Here is a 15987-nt window from a genome sequence, read left to right as displayed (position 1 = left end):
CGCCACCGGGACCCCCGCCGGCGTGGGATTCTCGCGCAAGCCGCAGATCACGCTGCAGCCGGGCGACACGGTCAAGCTGGAGATCACGGGGCTGGGCGTGCTCGAGAACACCGTGAAGGATGCCTAGGGGGACGACCATGGCGGTCCGCAGCTTTCTCCACTACGCGCTCGAAGTCCCCGATCCCACGGTGGGGCAGCGGTTTTACGAGGACTTCGGCCTCGTGGACGGCGGCGCCTCCGGCGATTCCGTGCGGCTGCGGCCGGAGCGCCTGGGCCGCGACGCGGTGTTGCTCTACGGGGGCAAGCGCAAGCGACTCCATCACCTCTGCTACGGCGCCCCCGGCGAGGACTTCGCGCGCGTGCGCGAGGCGATCCGGCGCGCGGGAGTCGCGGAGACGGATGCGCCGCCGGGCGCGCCGGAAGGCGGCCTCTGGTTCCGTGATCCCGACGGCAACGCGGTCAACGTGCGCGACGAGGCGCCGCCCGCGGAGCCGGTCGATCCTCCGCCCACCCTCAACGGCCCCGGCTACGTCCAGCGCGAGGCGGTGCGCGGCTATCCGGCGCGCGGTCAGCGGATCACCCCGCGCCGCCTGGGCCACACCCTGCTCTTCACCCCTGACATGGAGCGCGCGATGCGCTTCTACATCGAGACGCTCGGCATGAAGCTCTCCGACCGCTCGCGGGGGATCATCGCCTTCCTGCGGTGCAACACCGATCACCACACGCTGGCCCTCCTGTCGTCGCACGCTCCGGGCTTCCACCACGCCTCGTTCCAGGTAGGCAGCGTGGACGAGATCGCGATGGGGGCGGTCCGGATGACCGAGAAGGGCTGGCAGCCCGGCTGGGGACTCGGGCGCCACGTCATCGGCTCCAACTTCTTCTACTACCTGCGCGACCCGTGGGGCAGCTTCAGCGAGTACTATTTCGACCTCGACTACATCCCGGAGCGCTGCGCCTGGGAGCCGCGGGACTTCCCCCCCGAGGACGCCCTCTACGTGTGGGGGCCGTCGTGTCCGGCCGATTTCGGAGAGAACAAGGAAGTATGGACCTAGAGTTCCTTCACTCGCTCGTGCAGCCGGCCAAGACCAAGATCGTGCTCTGCTCGCTCGACGGATTGGGCGGACTGCCCCGGCCCGGATCGGGCAAGAGCGAGCTGGAGACCGCGCGCATTCCGACCCTGCACGGACTGGCCGGCCGCTCGGCCTGCGGTCTCCTCCGTCACGTCGGTCCCGGCATCACCCCGGGCAGCGGTCCCGGCCATCTCGGGCTCTTCGGCTACGATCCGCTGCGCTACCCGGTGGGGCGCGGGGTGCTCGAGGCTCTCGGCATCGACTTCGAGCTGCAGCCGGGCGACGTGGCCGCGCGCGGCAACTTCTGCTCGGTGGACGCGCAGGGCCGCATCACCGACCGGAGGGCCGGGCGCATCTCCACCGAGATCTGCGTCCGTCTGGTCGAGCGGCTGCGCGAGATCCGGCTGGACGGGGTGCAGCTGCTGGTCGAGCCGGTCAAGGAGCATCGCTTCGTCCTGGTGCTGCGCGGCGACGGCCTCTCCGGCCGTCTGTCCGAGACCGACCCCCAGCAGCTCGGCGTCCCGCCCCTGCCGGTGTCCGCGCAGGCGCCGGAGGCCGAGCGCACCGCCGCGCTCGTGAACGCGTTCGTGGACGCGGCGCGCGAGCGGCTGCGCGACGCGGCGCCGGCCAACATGCTGCTCCTTCGCGGCTTCGATCAGCGGCCCCGCCTGCCCCTGTTCCCCCGGACGTTCGGCCTGCGCGCCGCCGCCATCGCGGCGTATCCGATGTACCGGGGCCTCGCGCGCCTGGTGGGCATGGACGTGCTCAAGACCGGGGGCACCTTCGCGGAGGAGATCGACACGCTCGAGCAGCAGTGGGAGCACTACGACTTCTTCTTCCTGCACTACAAGGACACCGACAAGGCGGGAGAGGACGGCGACTTCGCGGCCAAGGTGGCCGCGCTCGAGCGGTTCGACGCGCTGCTGCCGCGGGTGGTCGCGCTCCGTCCCGACGTGCTCGCCATCTCCGGCGACCACGCGACCCCCTCGATCCTGTCGAGCCACGGCTGGCAGGGCGTGCCCGCGCTCCTCGCCAGCGAGTACTGCGGCGCCGACCACGTGAGCCGCTTCACCGAGCGGGACTGCGCGAGCGGCTCGCTCGGGGTGCTGCCCGCCCAGGACCTGATGCCGCTGGTGATGGCCAACGCCCTACGCTTCACCAAGTACGGCGCCTAGAATCCGTCCCCCGCGGGTAGTAGGATCCCCCACGCCGGTTTAGGTTGGGGCCTTCGGAGTCCCGGAGGTATTCTGGTTTCATCATGCGTCGCTCCTATTGCCTGCTCTCTGCCGCCATGCTGCTCGCTCTCGGGGCGATCGGCCTCGCGGTGCCCACGCGGCCCCCCGCGACGTCGTCCGGCTCTCACGATGGCGCTCCCGCGCAGATCGCCGAGGCGCCGGCGGCGCCCGCGAGCCCGGCCGCGGTCGAGATCGCGCTGAGACGCGGAGAGACGCTGGAGAGCGCGATGCGCCGAGCGGGCGTCGAGCGTGCCGAGGCCGCGGCGATCGTGGCCACGCTGCGCAGCAACGTCAACATGCGGCGGCTCGCTCCCGGGGAGCGGCTCACCGTGCTGCCGGGTGCCGAAGGCGGGACGGTGGAGGTGACCTACACGCGTTCGGCCGCCGAGCGTTACGAGATCCGGTTCGACGGCGACCGCTGGACGGTGACCGCGGTTCGGCCGGACGTGGACACCCGGGTGGTCGCCCTCGCCGGCGAGGTGCGCGACTCCCTGTTCGCGACCGTGGAGCGCCTCGGCGAGAGGCCGGCCCTCACCGCGCGCCTGGTCACGCTCTTCGAGTGGGACTTCGACTTCGCGGCCGACTCGTTGCCGGGCGACCAGTTCCGCTGTCTGGTGGAGAAGCGGTACGTCGGCGACAGCCTGCTGGGCTACGGCGACATCCTGATCGCGCAGTACTCGAGCGCGGGCCGCTCGCTGCTCACCAGCGTGGCGTTCGCCGAGGGCGGCAGCCGGCGAGAGTACTACGACGCCTCCGGGCGCTCGGTGCGGAAGATGTTCCTGCGCGCCCCCCTCGACTTCACCCGCATCACCTCCGGCTTCTCCCACGCCCGCCACCATCCGATCCTGGGCGGGCTGCGGCCGCACCTCGCGGTGGACTACGGAGCGCCGGTGGGCACGCCGGTGCGCGCGGTGGCCGACGGAGTCGTGACCCAGGCGGCCTGGGACGGCGGTTTCGGGCTCACCATCACGATCCGTCACGCCCGCGGTTACGAGACGATGTACAACCATCTCTCCAAGATGCAGGTGCGTCGCGGCGAGCGCGTGCGTCAGCGTCAGGTCATCGGGCGCGTCGGCACCACCGGCCTCTCCACCGGCCCGCACCTCGACTACCGGGTGCGCAAGGCCGGCGTGTTCGTCAATCCGCTGGGCGAGAAGTTCATCCCCGGCTCGCCGGTGCCCGCGCACCGCCGCGATGCGTTCGCGACGCAGGTGAAGAGCCTGCTCGAGCGGCTCGAGTCGCAGGCGCCGTTCCCGGCTCACGCGGCGGGCACTGGGCGATCCTGAGGCGCGCGCCCGCCGTCCCGACCTCCCGGTAGATTCCGCCCACATGTTCAGGCAGCGAACCGGCTCGAGCCTCTGCTACCGATGCGGCAAGCTCAACCGGGTGGACGCCACCGAGTGCTTCTACTGCGGAGCGCGCCGCCCGGGGCTCTGGGGCTTCGGCCCCGGGGTCGCTCGGCTGATGGGCCGCCTCGACTTCGCCAGAGCGGTCACCGTCGTGTGCGTCGCCCTCTACGTCGCGTCGATCCTGCTGGATCCGGGCGCCGCGTTCCGGGCCCGCAACCCCTTCGACATGCTGGCGCCGAGCAACCGCGCGCTCGTCCGGCTCGGGATGACCGGCGCGGTCCCGTGGGCCGCGGGCTTCTGGTGGACGCTCTTCACCGCAATCTACCTCCACGGCAGCCTGCTCCACATCCTCTTCAACCTGCTCTGGGTCCGCCAGCTCGCGCCGCCGGTCGAGCAGATCTTCGGCGGATCCCGCCTCGTGGTGATCTTCACGGTGGCCGGCGCACTCGGCTTCGTGCTCTCCAACTTCGTCGGCGTCCCGTGGACCATCGGCGCCTCCGGCGCCATCTTCGGCCTCCTCGGCGCGATGGTGGCCTACGGGCGCAGCCGCGGCGGATCGTTCGGGGTGGCGGTCTTCCGGCAATACGGGCAGTGGGCGCTCATCATGTTCATCTTCGGCTTCTTCATGGCGGGGGTGAACAACTGGGGCCACCTGGGCGGTTTCGGGGGCGGCTACCTGGTGGCCCTCGCGATGGGGCCGCTCGACCGAGCGGCCGAGCGCGGCCTGGACCGCATCGCGGCCTTCGCGGCCATCGCGGTCACGCTGATTGCCTTCCTGATGGCGCTCTGGACCGGCTTCCGGCTCTTTAGGTGACCGGCTCGGGCTCACGGCCGGCCTCGGCGCGGAACGCGTCGATCTGCTCGGGGAGCCCGAAGACGCGCAGCCGGTCCCCGGAGCGGAGCCGGGTGTCAGCGGAGGGATTCACCAGCGTCTCCCCGTCCGTTCGCTCGATCGAGACCACGGTCACGCCGAGGCGCTCGCGCACGCGGGCCTCGCCGAGCGAGCGATCGGTGAGCGCGCCCGCGCCGAGGGCGACCTCGTGGATCTCGGGCAGCTTCCGTTCCGGGCCCAGCGCCTCCGGCGTCCGCGCCGCCGCCGGATTCATGGCCGCGCGGAAGCGCGCCAGATAGTCGAGCACGGTCGGCTGAGGCAGCGCCAGGCCACGGAGAGCGTGACGGATCAACGTCGCCGCCGCCTCCAGCTCGGGCTGGATCACCTCGGTAGCGCCCGCCCGGGCCAGCCCATCGCGCCCCGCCGCCTCATGTGCCCGCGCCAGGATGGGCACGTGCGGGCTGAGGGCGCGCACGCCGCGCACCACCAGGTTGGCGCGATCCATCTCCGGGAGCGCGACCACGACCATCGAGGCACGCGCCGCCCCCGCCTCCTCGAGGATGCGGGGCAGCGCGGCGTCGCCGAGGAGGCACGGAACGCGACGGGACCGGAGGCCACGCACGATGTCCGGATCGCGCTCGATCACCACGAACGGGATGTTGAATGTCTCGAGCGCCTCGCCCACCGCGCTGCCCACCCGGCCGAAGCCGCAGAGCACCACGTGCTCCGCCGCCTCGCGCTCGGGCCGCGGCCCGTCCGGCACCGGCGCCTCCTGCACGCCGCGGAGCCGGGCGACCCACCCGGGCGCGGCGCGCACCAGGGCCGCGTTGATGAGGATGGTGACGAGCGCGGTGGCGAGGGTGGCATTGTAGACGTCGGCGCCGACGTGGCCGGCCTGCCGGGCGACCTGGACCAGGATGAACGAGAACTCGCCGACCTGGGTGAGCCCCACGGCGGCCAGCACCGCGGTCCAGAATGGTTGCCGGAAGAGCCAGACCACCAGCGTCCACAGCACCAGCTTGCCCACCACCACCATCCCGACCATGGTCAGGAGCAGCGGAACGTTGGCGATCAGGCTGGTCGGATCGATCAGCGCTCCGATCGTCACGAAGAACATCGCGACGAACACGTCGCGGAGCGGCAGCAGTCGCGCGAGCGTCTCGTGCGCGTAGTCGGATCCATTGACGATGAGGCCGGCCAGGAATGCCCCGAGGGCGAGCGAGAGCCCGGCGGCCTGGGTGACCGCGGCGGTGCCGAGGCCGACCGCAAGGGCCACCAGCAGGAACATCTCGTCGCTGTGCATCCGGGCCGCCCGCGTCATCAGGGGCGGAATGATCTTGGCCGCCACGAAGCCGGCCGGCACCAGGATCAGGAGCGCCTTGCCGAGGCTCAGGGCGATGGCCAGCAGGCGCTCGGGCTCGAGGGAGCCGAACGAGGGGATCAGGACGATCAGGATCACCACCGCCAGGTCCTCGACGAGGGTGATGCTGATCATCACCCGCCCGTGGCGCGAGTGCAGCTCGCCCCGGTCCATGAGCAGGCGGGCCATGACCATGGTGCTGGCCACCGAGATCACGATGCCCACCATCGCGCCCTGGAGGAGGGGCCAGCCGAGCCCCCAGGCCACCCCGACGCCCATCCCGACCGAGAGCACGATGCCGAGCGGGCCGCCGAGCAGGGCGACCCACTTCACGCGCAGGAGATCCCGGATCGAGAATTCGATGCCGACCGAGAACATCAGCAGGATGACCCCGATCTCGGCGAACAGCTCGAAGGTGTGCAGGTCGGAGACCGCCGGGCCGGGCGTGAGCGGGCTGACGAGGATGCCGCCCAGCACGTAGCCCAGTACCAGCGGCTGGCCCGCGAGGCGGGCCAGCGCGCCCCCCGCCACCGCGGCGAGGAACACGAAGGCGAGGTCCCGGAAGAAGATGGATTCGGCAGCCACGGCCAAGTGTCGCATCGGGTCCGTCCCGGGCCAAGCCTGGTGTGGGTCGGCCAGCGTATACTGCTGCCCGGAGGAGACGCCATGACGGAGCGACGCAGGGCTTCCGCATCTCGGACACCGGCCAAGATCAAGCAGCTCGAGGCCCGCCTGGCTCAGGTCGAGGCCGATCTCGCCCGGGTGCGCAGCACCGCCGCACGCGGCGGCCTCACCCGCGTGAAGCTGGCCGGCATCGAGAAGGCGATGGCCCGACACGTGGCCCGCGCCCAGGCCGGCCTCACGGATTCGGTGACCCGCCTCGGCCGCCGGCTCCTGAGCGCGCGCTCTCGCGCCGAGGCCACGCGGCAGATCGCCCAGGCCCGAGCCAGCGTCCGCGATTCGCTCGACCGCCTCGGCAAGACCCTCGACGAGTCGCAGAAGAAGATGAGCCGCGAGGTCTCCCTGCTCACCCGGGGCCTGAAGGCCGGCGTCCACGCCGGACGCTCGGCCTATCACGGGGGCCGGCGGTAGACGAGGGGGTTTTCACTTGGCCCTCCTGGGGGGTAGGCTGAGAATAGGCCGACGATGCGACCGGTTCTGATCTGTCCGGACGACCTCCTCGAACACATGGTCGCGGCCGCCGCCTTCCCGGGCGAGCGGCCGCTGTACCTGGTCCCGCGGGCGAGCCTGCGCGCGCGGCTTGGCCGGCATGGAGACCGCGCCCTCGCCGGCAAGGTGACGGATCCCGAGTTCATCCACGACGCGCTCAAGGGCGGGCGCGGGCCGGTGGTGGTGGCCGCTCCGGCCGGACAGCTCGGACGGGTGGCCGCCGCGGTCAAGGACGCCGCGCCCGATTCCCCGCTCCTCGTGCTGCGCGACGATGACCGGCCGATGTCGGGGGCCACCGTGGTGCCGCTGTCGGCCTTCGGCGAGCGCATCATCCAGCCCGCGGTGGATCGCGCGGCCCAGCGGGTTCGCGCCGACCGGCTGCGCGCTCACTTCTACGACGCCGAGCGTGTGCTGATCCTGATGCAGGACGACCCCGACCCCGACGCCATCGCGTCGGCGCTCGCGCTCAAGACCCTGCTGGGCCGCACCCGTACGTCCGCGCCCATGTGCACGTTCGGCACCATCACCCGCCCTGAGAACGTGGCCATGTGCAAGATCCTCGAGATCGAGATCGAGGAGATCGGGGCCGAGGACCTGGCCCAGTTCGATCGGGTCGCGATGGTGGACGTGCAGCCGTCGTTCCTGGAGGAGCGCTTCGAGCAGGTCGATCTCGTGATCGATCATCACCCGGTGGAGCACCCGATCGACGCGCGCATCAAGGACGTGCGGCCATCCTACGGAGCGACGTCCACGATCCTGGTCGAGTACCTGCGGGCGGCCGACATCAAGATCACGCAGCGGCTGGCCACCGCGCTGCTCTACGGCATCAAGTCGGACACCCTCGGGCTCGAGCGCGGCGGGACCAAGGCCGATCTCGAGGCCTTCTCGTATCTGTACCTCCTCGCCAACCACAACGCGCTCCGGCGCATCGAGCGGCCCGAGCTCTCGCAGGACGCCCTCGACGTCCTCGCCCAGGGCCTCTCCAAGCGTCGCGTGGTGCAGGGCGTGTTCTTCTCCCACCTGGGCCGCGTGTCCACCGTCGACCTGATCCCGCAGTTCGCCGACTTCGGGCTGCAGGCGGAGGGTGTGCAGTGGTCGGTGGTCTCGGGTATCGTCGGCGACGAGGTGCACGTCTCCGTCCGGAACGTCGGATACGTGAAGAGCGCGGGAGACGTGACCCGCGCCGCCTTCGGCGACCTGGGCGTGGGTGGCGGGCACCGGACCATGGCCAAGGCCATCTTCCCGGTGCAGAAGCTTGGCCGCGCCGCGGGCGAGGCCGCCGGCGCCGGTGTCTGCCAGGATCGCATCGTCGAGCGCTTCCTGCGCGCACTCGGAGCCGGGAAGCCGGCGGAGGGCTCCCAGTCATGATCTTCATCTACCTGCTCATGGCGCTGCTCGGGAGCGCGGCCACCGTGTTCGCGTTGCAGAATCGCGACCCGGTGCAGATCTCCTTCCTGGCCTGGAGCGTGACCGGCATGCCCCTGGCGCTGGTCATCCTGCTGTCGTTGCTGGTCGGCGTCACGTTCGCTTCGCTGAGCGGGCTGGTCAAGGTGCTGCGAATGCGGTATCGCATCCGTCAGCTGGAGAACCAGGTCGCGCAGCTCATCGCGACCCAGCCCGCGTCCACCTCCTCCCGCCCGCCCCAGGGCCCGAGCCCGACCCTCCCGGCGTAACCGGCAGTCATGGCCGAGGCGGCCCGTCTCACCGACACCGTCCGGGACCTCCTGGAGTCGGGACGCCGCGAGCGACTGAGTCAGGTTCTCGAGGACGCCCACGCCGCCGACATCGCGGCGGCCCTGCGAGACCTCGCGCTGCCCGATCAGGTGACGCTCTTCCGGCTGCTCGCACGCGAGTCCGCCGGGGCCGTGCTGGCCGAGCTGGACGATCAGCCGCTCTACGAGCTGGCGCGGGCCCTCGACGAGGGCGAGATCTCGAGCATCCTCGATCGGATGCGGCCGGACGACGCGGCCCAGGTCCTCGAGGAGCTGCCCGCAGAGCAGGTCGAGAAGGTCCTCGACCTGATGAAGGAAGAGAAGTCGGAGGAGGTCCAGGAGCTGCTCGAGTACGGCGAGAAGACCGCGGGTCGCCTCATGACCCCGGACATCCTCGCGGTGCCCGAGCACATGACGGTCGCGCAGGCGGTGGATCAGATCCGCAAGTCGCCGGTCGCCGAGACCGCGCCCACGCTCTACGTGGTGGACGACCACGAGCACCTCGTCGGCAGCCTGCCCTGGCGCCGACTGGTCACCGCCGATCCCGCCGCGCCGGTGCGACTGCTCCGCCAGGAGGAGTCGGTGAGCGTCAGGCCGGACACGGACCAGGAGGAGGTGGCGCGGCTGGTCGCCAAGTACAACCTGGTGGCCATTCCGGTGGTGAACGCCGACCACCGCCTGCTAGGGGTGATCACGGTCGACGACGTCATCGACGTCATCCGCGAGGAAGCCACCGAGGACATCCAGCGCCTCGGCGGCGCCGCGGGCGACGAGACCGTGCTCGACTCGGCCCAGACGGTATTCCCGAAGCGCCTCGTCTGGCTCCTGATCAACCTGGCCACCGCCATTCTGGCCGCCTCCGTCATCGGCCTCTTCGAGAGCTCGATCCGTGAGCTGGCCCTGCTCGCGGTGTTCATGCCGATCGTGGCGTCCATGGGTGGTATCGGCACCACCCAGACCGCGACCGTGGTGGTCCGCGGACTGGCTCTGGGGGACATGACCGGCGGTCACGTCTGGCGGGTGCTGCGGAAGGAAACCACCCTCGCCTTGACCATCGGGCTGGCGACCGGGCTCGTCATGGCCGTCATCGCCTATTTCTGGAAGGGCCAGGCGCTGCTGGCCACGATCATCGCAGTGGCCATGACTCTCAACATGGTGGTTGCGGCGGTGGTGGGGGTGGTGATCCCGCTCCTGCTCAAGAGCTTCCGGGTGGATCCGGCGATCGCCTCGAGCGTCATCATCACGACCTTCACGGACGTCTTCGGCTTCTTCTCGTTCCTGGGCCTGGCCACCCTCCTGATCCGCTTCCTGCTGTAATCGGGGGGTAAGAATTACTTGTGGTCGTGTAAAAACGAGGCGCGAGTTTCGCTCCTTGCGAGGGCGCAAAACCTTCCGAGCGCCAGACCCTTGCGAAATCATGCGTTCCGAGGTAACGTCCGATCCGCCGGCCATGACGCACGCTGGCATGCGGGTTGCCTTAGACCACGCCGGGGAAGTGGCTCCTGAATCTCAGCCACTTCCGAGCCGCCCTCGGCGCGGACCGCTCCCAGCCTTACGGCCTTATTGCTACGGGTGCACCGAGGGTCACGAGGAGCACTATGAACCTGAGCGCCCCCGCTGAGGCGTTCAAGGAGGTTTCAGGACCGTGACGCTCGAATCCACGTCGCGTGCCATCCGGCGCGCGGAGCCGGCGGAGTCTCGACCCCGGCTGGAAGTCAGAGGAAAGTTTTTTTTCGCTGGTGAGGACAAGGTACCGCTTCGGGGCGTCACATACGGCCCCTTCGCCCCGGACGCGAATAGCTTCAGATACCCGGCTCCGGAGGTCGTCGAGCGGGACCTCTCCCTGATCGTCGAGCTGGGCGCCAACTGCCTCCGGCTCTTCACGCCGCCGCCGCGATGGCTGCTGGACATGGCCGCCGATCGCGGCCTCTGGGTGCTCGTCGGCATTCCGTGGGCCCAGCACGTCTGCTTCCTGGACTCCGAGGAGATCACGGACACGGTCCGGCGCGCCGTGACCGACGTGGTGGTCGCCTGTCAGGGCCATCCCGCGGTGGGCGCCTTCCTGGTCGGCAACGAGATCCCGCCGGACATCGTCCGCTGGTACGGAGCACAGCGGATCACCGGGTTCCTGCGCGAGCTGGTATCGCTGATCAAGCGCATCGAGCCGAACACGCCGGTCGGCTACGCGAACTTCCCGTCGACCGAGTACCTCGAGACCGACTTCACCGACTTCCTCGCCTTCAACGTGTACCTGCATTCGGAGCCCGAGTTCCGGAAGTACCTCTCCCGGCTGCACACGCTCGCCGGCGACCGGCCGCTCGTGCTCACCGAGTTCGGCATCGACTCCATCCGTGAAGGCGAGATGGTGCAGGCGGCCACGCTGTCCTGGCAGGTGCGCGCCGCGCTCGAGATGGGCGCGGCCGGCACGGTGGTCTTCTCCTACACCGACGAGTGGCACACCGGCGGATGCGACATCGCGAACTGGGCCTTCGGGCTCGTGGACCGCGAGCGGCGGAAGAAGCCCGCGTTCCACGCGGTGCAGCGCTGGTACGCCTCGGCGGGGCTGCCGGCCCTCCCCGAGTATCCCAAGGTCTCGGTGGTCATCTGCGCGTACAACGCGGAGCCCACCATGGAAGCCTGCCTCACGTCGCTGCAGAAGCTCCGCTATCCTGCCTTCGAGGTGATCGTGGTGGACGACGGGTCCACCGATCGCACCGGGGCGATCGCCGACCGCTTCGAGGGCATGCACGTCATCCATCAGGAGAACAAGGGCCTGAGCGCGGCGCGCAACGTGGGCATCAACGCCTCGCTCGGCGAGATCGTGGCCTTCACGGATTCCGACTGCGTGGTGGATCCGGACTGGCTGCACTACCTGGTCGCCACGTTCCTACACACCGGGCTCCCCGCGGTGGGCGGGCCGAACCTGCCGCCGCCGGAGGATTCGATGGTCGCGGCCTGCGTGGCCGCGTCGCCGGGTGGGCCGCTCCACGTGCTGCTGGACGACGTGGAGGCCGAGCACATTCCGGGCTGCAACATGGCGTTCCGCCGGGAGGTGCTCGAGGAGATCGGCGGCTTCGATCCGATCTACCGGTCGGCGGGCGACGACGTGGACGTGTGCTGGCGGCTGCAGGACCGCGGCTATCGCATCGGCTTCAGCCCCGCCGCGATGGTGTGGCACTTCCGGCGCAACACCATGAAGGCCTACATCGGGCAGCAAAAGGGCTACGGCAAGGCGGAGGCGCTCCTCTACTTCCGTCACCCGCAGCGCTTCAACGCGCTCGGCTACTCGCGCTGGCGCGGGCGAATCTACGGGGGCATCTCGGCGTTGTTCTCGCTGAGGCGCCCGGTGATCTACGGCGGCGTGTTCGGCCGCGGTCTCTTCCAGACGCTCTATCAGCCGCCGTCCACCGTGCTCTCCTACCTGCCCTTCACGCTCGAATGGAACCTGGTCGGCGCCCTGCTGCTGCTCTACGGGGCGATCCGCGGCGGCTGGTACTGGGTGGGCGCCGCGCCCATCGCGCTGTCGTTCGCCTGCTGTCTCGTGGCCGCGATGCGCGCCCGGGTCGATCCTCTGGCCGGCGGACTCCGGGGCCGCCTGCTGATTTCCGTCCTCACCTACTTCGGCCCGCTGCTGCGGTCGCTGGAGCGCTATCGCTGGTGGGTGCGCGGTCTCACCGCGGCTCAGCCGTCGTCGTCGGAGCAGCCGTCGCAGTCGCCGCCGTGGTCGTGGCGGGAGCGGGCGTTCGCGGCCGCCTTCTGGACCGAGGACGCGCTCGAGAAGGAGACGCTGCTGCACGGCATGATCGACGTCCTGGGCGCGCGAAAGTACTTCGTCCTGGTCGATCAGGGCTGGAGCGAGTGGGATCTGGAGGCGCACGGCGGCATCTGGTCGCGCGGCCGGATCAAGGTGTGCACGGAGAATCACGGCGGCGAGCGCCGCGTGCTGCGGGTGAAGTGCGCGCTCCGCCCTTCGCGGGTGGCCCAGGGGATGGTGGTGGGCGGCGTGGCGCTCGCGGGACTGGGCCTGCACCTCGGCCTTCCCGCGCTGATCGCGGCGGGAGTCGCGACCGGCGCGGTGGCGGCCGCCGCGCTCGTCCGTGAAGCGATGGCGCTGGGACGCACGCTCAACGACGCCCTGCAGGCGGTGGCCCGGCGCGCGAAGCTCCACTATGCCCCGCCGCTCGACGCGCGCTCGGTCGAGGTGCAGTGAGCCACTTCGTCCGCCGCGTCTCCGCCTACCTCTGGCCGCACCGCGGGCGCATCCTGTGGGCGCTGCTGCAGGTCTGCCTGATCAGCGGCTTCGAGCTGCTCAAGCCCTGGCCGGTCAAGCTGATCATCGACTCGGTGCTGGGCGGGCAGCCGCTGCCCGCCGGACTGGGGGGCACCTTCACCGCGGGCGGCCTGCTCCTCGCCGCGTGCCTCATGCTCGTGGTGATCTACGCCGCGGTCGGCGCGTTCACGGTGCTGTGCAACTACACCACCATCAGCATCGGCCAGCGGATGGTGCGCGACCTGCGCAGCGACCTCTACGCCCATCTCCACCGGCTCTCGATGGCGTTCCACAGCCGCGCCCAGGCCGGCGACCTCCTCTACCGGGTGACCGCCGACACGTTCGCGCTGCAGTCGCTCACCATGAACTGCCTGTTCCCGGCCGCCACCGCGCTGATCCTCCTGGTCGGCATGGCGGTGATCATGCTGCGCCTCGACTGGCAGCTCACCCTGCTCGCGCTGGCGGTGTGCCCGTTCCTGCTCCTGACCATCGGCCGGTTGAACCGCCGCATCACGGCGGCGGCCAGTGAGGTGCGCGAGCGGGAGAGCGAGGTGTACGGCGTCGTGCAGCGGGCGATGGCCGCGATGCGGGTCATCCAGGCCTTCACCCGGGAGAACGAGGAGCATCGCCGGTTCATGACCGCGAGCGAGCGCAGCCTCGATGCCGGGCTCCGCCTCTACACCCTGCAGACGTTCTATGCGGGGGTGGTCAATCTGGTCATCGCGGTCGGCACCGCCGCGGTGGTGTGGATGGGCGCCCGCCACGTGATGGACGGCACACTCACCGTCGGCGGGCTGGTGGTGTTCATCTCGTACCTGGCCTCGCTCTACGTGCCGATCAACAACATGTTCCAGGTGTACGGCCTGGCCCAGAGCGCCCGGGTCGGCGTGCAGCGCGTGCTCGAGGTGCTCGACGTGGAGCGGGACCTGCCCGACGGCACCCGGGTGTTCCCGCCCGAGGGCGCCCGCGGCGAGATCGAGTGGCGCGACGTGGAGTTCGGGTACTCGCCGGGGGCGGCGGTCCTCCATCGAGTGAGCTTGCGCGTGGCCCCCGGCCAGCGCGTGGCGGTGGTGGGGGCCACCGGCGCCGGCAAGTCCACCCTGCTCAGCCTGCTGCCCCGCTTCTACGATCCGACGCGCGGGCGCGTGCTGATCGACGGCGTGGATGCCCGCGAGTATCGGCTGGACTCCCTGCGCCGGCAGATTGCGATGGTGCTGCAGCCGCCGCTGCTATTCCCGGTGAGCGTGCGCGAGAACATCGCCTTCGGCCGGCCCGACGCCCGGATCGAGGAGATCGTGGCGGCGGCCAAGGCCGCGCGCATCCACGACACCATCACCCGTCTGCCCCGCGGCTACGACACCGCGGTGGGCGAGCAGGGCGTCACCCTGTCGGAGGGCGAGAAGCAGCGGATCACGATCGCCCGCGCCATCCTGCGCGATTCGCCGATCCTGATCCTGGACGAGCCCACCTCCGCCCTGGACCCGCAGACGGAAGGCTTCGTCATGGAGGCCCTCGAGCAGCTGCAGGCGGGCCGCACCACCCTGATCATCGCGCACCGGCTCTCGACGGTGCGGATGGCGGACCTGGTGGTGGTGCTCAAGGACGGCCGCATCGTCGAGCACGGCTCGCTGGAGACCCTGCTCGCCCGCCGTGGTCCCTTCGCCGCCATGTACGGGTCACAGTCGCAGGAGCCACGGCAGGAAGATTCGCTTGTCATCCCGTAGGCGGGTCGTGGTGCTGCACCTGGCCGGCCGCTATCCTCTCGGCGGCATCGGCTGGCAGGCGCTGCACTACGTGCTCGGCCTCTCCCGTCTCGGCCACGAGGTCTACTACGTCGAGGACTCGGGTGCCCATCCCTACGATCCCCGCGTGAAGAGCGTGGTGGAGGACTCGAGCTACGGGGTGGCCTTTCTCGCCGACGTGATGAGCCGCTTCGACCTGGCCGACCGCTGGAGCTACGTGGACAGGGGTGCGGACGGTGAACACCGGCGAGTGATCGGCACATACCATGGCCTATCACGCCAGCGGCTGGACGACCTGTATCGGAATGCGGACGCGATCTTCAACGTGTGCGGCGCCAACCCACTGTGGGAAGAGCAGATGCGCTGCCCGATCCGCGTCTACGTGGAGACGGACCCTGTCTTCGAGCAGGTGCGGGTGGCCCTGGGCGACCAGCACGCTATCGACGCTCTTGGGAACCATACGCATCACTTCACGTACGGTGAGAACCTCGGACAGCCCGACTCCCCGATCCCCGTCGAGAAGTTCAACTGGCGGCCGACCCGCCCGCCCGTGATTCCCGCGCTGTGGGACGCCACCTGCAATCCGGCCTCCGAGCGCTTCTCGACCGTGTGCACCTGGAAGAACACGGGCAAGGACCTGGCGTTCAGGGGGGAGACCTACTACTGGTCCAAGCACCTCAACTTCCTGCGCCTGCTCGACCTGCCCCGACGCACCTCCCAGCCCCTCGAGCTGGCCCTGGAAGGCGGCGACGCGGCCGCGCGTGACCTGCTGACCGGCCACGGCTGGATCCTCACCGACGCCTTCGAGGCCTCGCACAGCCTGGACGCCTACCAGCAGCACGTCTCCCGATCCCGGGGCGAGTTCACGGTCTCGAAGGACCTGGTGGTCCGGACCCGCAGCGGGTGGTTCAGCGACCGGAGCGTCTGCTACCTGGCCGCGGGCAAGCCCGTAGTGACCCAGGACACGGGATTCGGCAAGTTCGTGCCGACCGGGGCCGGCCTGTTCGCCTTCGAGTCGATGGAGGAAGCCGCGTCCGCCATCGAGACGATCAACCGCGAGTACCCCCTCCACAGCCGGGCCGCCCGTCGAATCGCAGAGGAATTCTTCGGGGCGGATCGGGTGCTCTCGACGCTGTGCCGCGAGGCCGACCTGTAGCGGGCGGTTCGCTGTAACTTCCCGTCCCGTTTGACGATCAGCAGGGTACAAAGCGCTTGGCAACCTGCGTCAGGCTATGCTAAAAGTGCGG

General features: G+C 70.2%; 13 protein-coding genes. 12 read left to right on the top strand and 1 reads right to left on the bottom strand.

Translation table 11 applies throughout. The features are described from left to right. The 5 genes from VKN16_09905 to VKN16_09885 form a co-directional block, all read left to right on the top strand. Positions 1–127, top strand: a 127-nt coding sequence (locus VKN16_09905) for a fumarylacetoacetate hydrolase family protein (GenBank protein ID HME94516.1), incomplete at its 5' end; no start/stop codon positions are given. A gap of 10 nt (positions 128–137) precedes the next feature. Then, positions 138–1052 (top strand): VOC family protein, encoded by a 915-nt coding sequence (locus VKN16_09900; GenBank protein HME94515.1) that lies wholly within the window; start codon positions 138–140, stop codon positions 1050–1052. After that, a complete protein-coding gene (locus VKN16_09895; protein HME94514.1) occupies positions 1043–2245 on the top strand; it encodes a 2,3-bisphosphoglycerate-independent phosphoglycerate mutase in 1203 nt (400 codons plus the stop codon). The genes VKN16_09900 and VKN16_09895 overlap by 10 nt, the downstream gene beginning before the upstream one ends. 83 nt (positions 2246–2328) lie before the next feature. After that, complete coding sequence (locus VKN16_09890; protein ID HME94513.1) at positions 2329–3591, top strand: M23 family metallopeptidase; 1263 nt, start codon at positions 2329–2331, stop codon at positions 3589–3591. 43 nt (positions 3592–3634) lie between these two features. Next, positions 3635–4468 (top strand): rhomboid family intramembrane serine protease, encoded by an 834-nt coding sequence (locus tag VKN16_09885; GenBank protein HME94512.1) that lies wholly within the window; start codon positions 3635–3637, stop codon positions 4466–4468. Here VKN16_09885 and VKN16_09880 read toward each other — a convergent pair. Next, the gene (locus tag VKN16_09880) at positions 4461–6431 is read right to left on the bottom strand and encodes a cation:proton antiporter (protein ID HME94511.1); all 1971 of its coding nucleotides are present in this window, start codon (positions 6429–6431) and stop codon (positions 4461–4463) included. The genes VKN16_09885 and VKN16_09880 overlap by 8 nt on opposite strands. An 81-nt stretch (positions 6432–6512) precedes the next feature. On the opposite strand from VKN16_09880, the gene VKN16_09875 reads away from it, so the two are divergent. The 7 genes from VKN16_09875 to VKN16_09845 all read left to right on the top strand — a co-directional run bounded on the left by VKN16_09875 (position 6513) and on the right by VKN16_09845 (position 15896). Continuing rightward, a complete protein-coding gene (locus tag VKN16_09875; protein ID HME94510.1) occupies positions 6513–6938 on the top strand; it encodes a hypothetical protein in 426 nt (141 codons plus the stop codon). Positions 6939–6992: 54 nt separating this feature from the next. After that, entirely contained in the window at positions 6993–8384 is a 1392-nt protein-coding gene (locus VKN16_09870) for a bifunctional oligoribonuclease/PAP phosphatase NrnA (protein ID HME94509.1), read from the top strand. Next, positions 8381–8689, top strand: coding sequence for a LapA family protein (locus tag VKN16_09865; GenBank protein HME94508.1), 309 nt, complete (start codon positions 8381–8383; stop codon positions 8687–8689). Before VKN16_09870 ends, VKN16_09865 begins: the two co-directional genes overlap by 4 nt. 9 nt (positions 8690–8698) lie before the next feature. Next, positions 8699–10045: a magnesium transporter gene (gene mgtE / locus VKN16_09860; GenBank protein HME94507.1), complete on the top strand. Its 1347-nt coding sequence runs from the start codon at positions 8699–8701 to the stop codon at positions 10043–10045. A gap of 592 nt (positions 10046–10637) precedes the next feature. Further along, on the top strand, positions 10638–12938 hold the full coding sequence (locus VKN16_09855; protein ID HME94506.1) for a glycosyltransferase: 2301 nt from the start codon (positions 10638–10640) through the stop codon (positions 12936–12938). Then, positions 12935–14722, top strand: a complete 1788-nt coding sequence (locus VKN16_09850; protein ID HME94505.1) for an ABC transporter ATP-binding protein — start codon at positions 12935–12937, stop codon at positions 14720–14722. The genes VKN16_09855 and VKN16_09850 overlap by 4 nt, the downstream gene beginning before the upstream one ends. Further along, on the top strand, positions 14709–15896 hold the full coding sequence (locus VKN16_09845) for a hypothetical protein (GenBank protein ID HME94504.1): 1188 nt from the start codon (positions 14709–14711) through the stop codon (positions 15894–15896). The genes VKN16_09850 and VKN16_09845 overlap by 14 nt, the downstream gene beginning before the upstream one ends. The last annotated feature ends 91 nt before the right edge of the window (positions 15897–15987 follow it).

The sequence above is a fragment of the Candidatus Methylomirabilota bacterium genome (assembly GCA_035315345.1).
Lineage (GTDB): Bacteria > Methylomirabilota > Methylomirabilia > Rokubacteriales > CSP1-6 > CAMLFJ01.
This window is presented reverse-complemented; position numbering and strand designations above follow the sequence as displayed.

Coding starts and splice junctions, on each gene's coding strand:
- VKN16_09900 (HME94515.1), top strand. CDS start 138: ATGGCGGTCCGCAGCTTTCTCCACTACGCGCTCGAAGTCCCCGATCCC.
- VKN16_09895 (HME94514.1), top strand. CDS start 1,043: ATGGACCTAGAGTTCCTTCACTCGCTCGTGCAGCCGGCCAAGACCAAG.
- VKN16_09890 (HME94513.1), top strand. CDS start 2,329: ATGCGTCGCTCCTATTGCCTGCTCTCTGCCGCCATGCTGCTCGCTCTC.
- VKN16_09885 (HME94512.1), top strand. CDS start 3,635: ATGTTCAGGCAGCGAACCGGCTCGAGCCTCTGCTACCGATGCGGCAAG.
- VKN16_09875 (HME94510.1), top strand. CDS start 6,513: ATGACGGAGCGACGCAGGGCTTCCGCATCTCGGACACCGGCCAAGATC.
- VKN16_09870 (HME94509.1), top strand. CDS start 6,993: ATGCGACCGGTTCTGATCTGTCCGGACGACCTCCTCGAACACATGGTC.
- VKN16_09865 (HME94508.1), top strand. CDS start 8,381: ATGATCTTCATCTACCTGCTCATGGCGCTGCTCGGGAGCGCGGCCACC.
- mgtE (HME94507.1), top strand. CDS start 8,699: ATGGCCGAGGCGGCCCGTCTCACCGACACCGTCCGGGACCTCCTGGAG.
- VKN16_09855 (HME94506.1), top strand. CDS start 10,638: ATGGCCGCCGATCGCGGCCTCTGGGTGCTCGTCGGCATTCCGTGGGCC.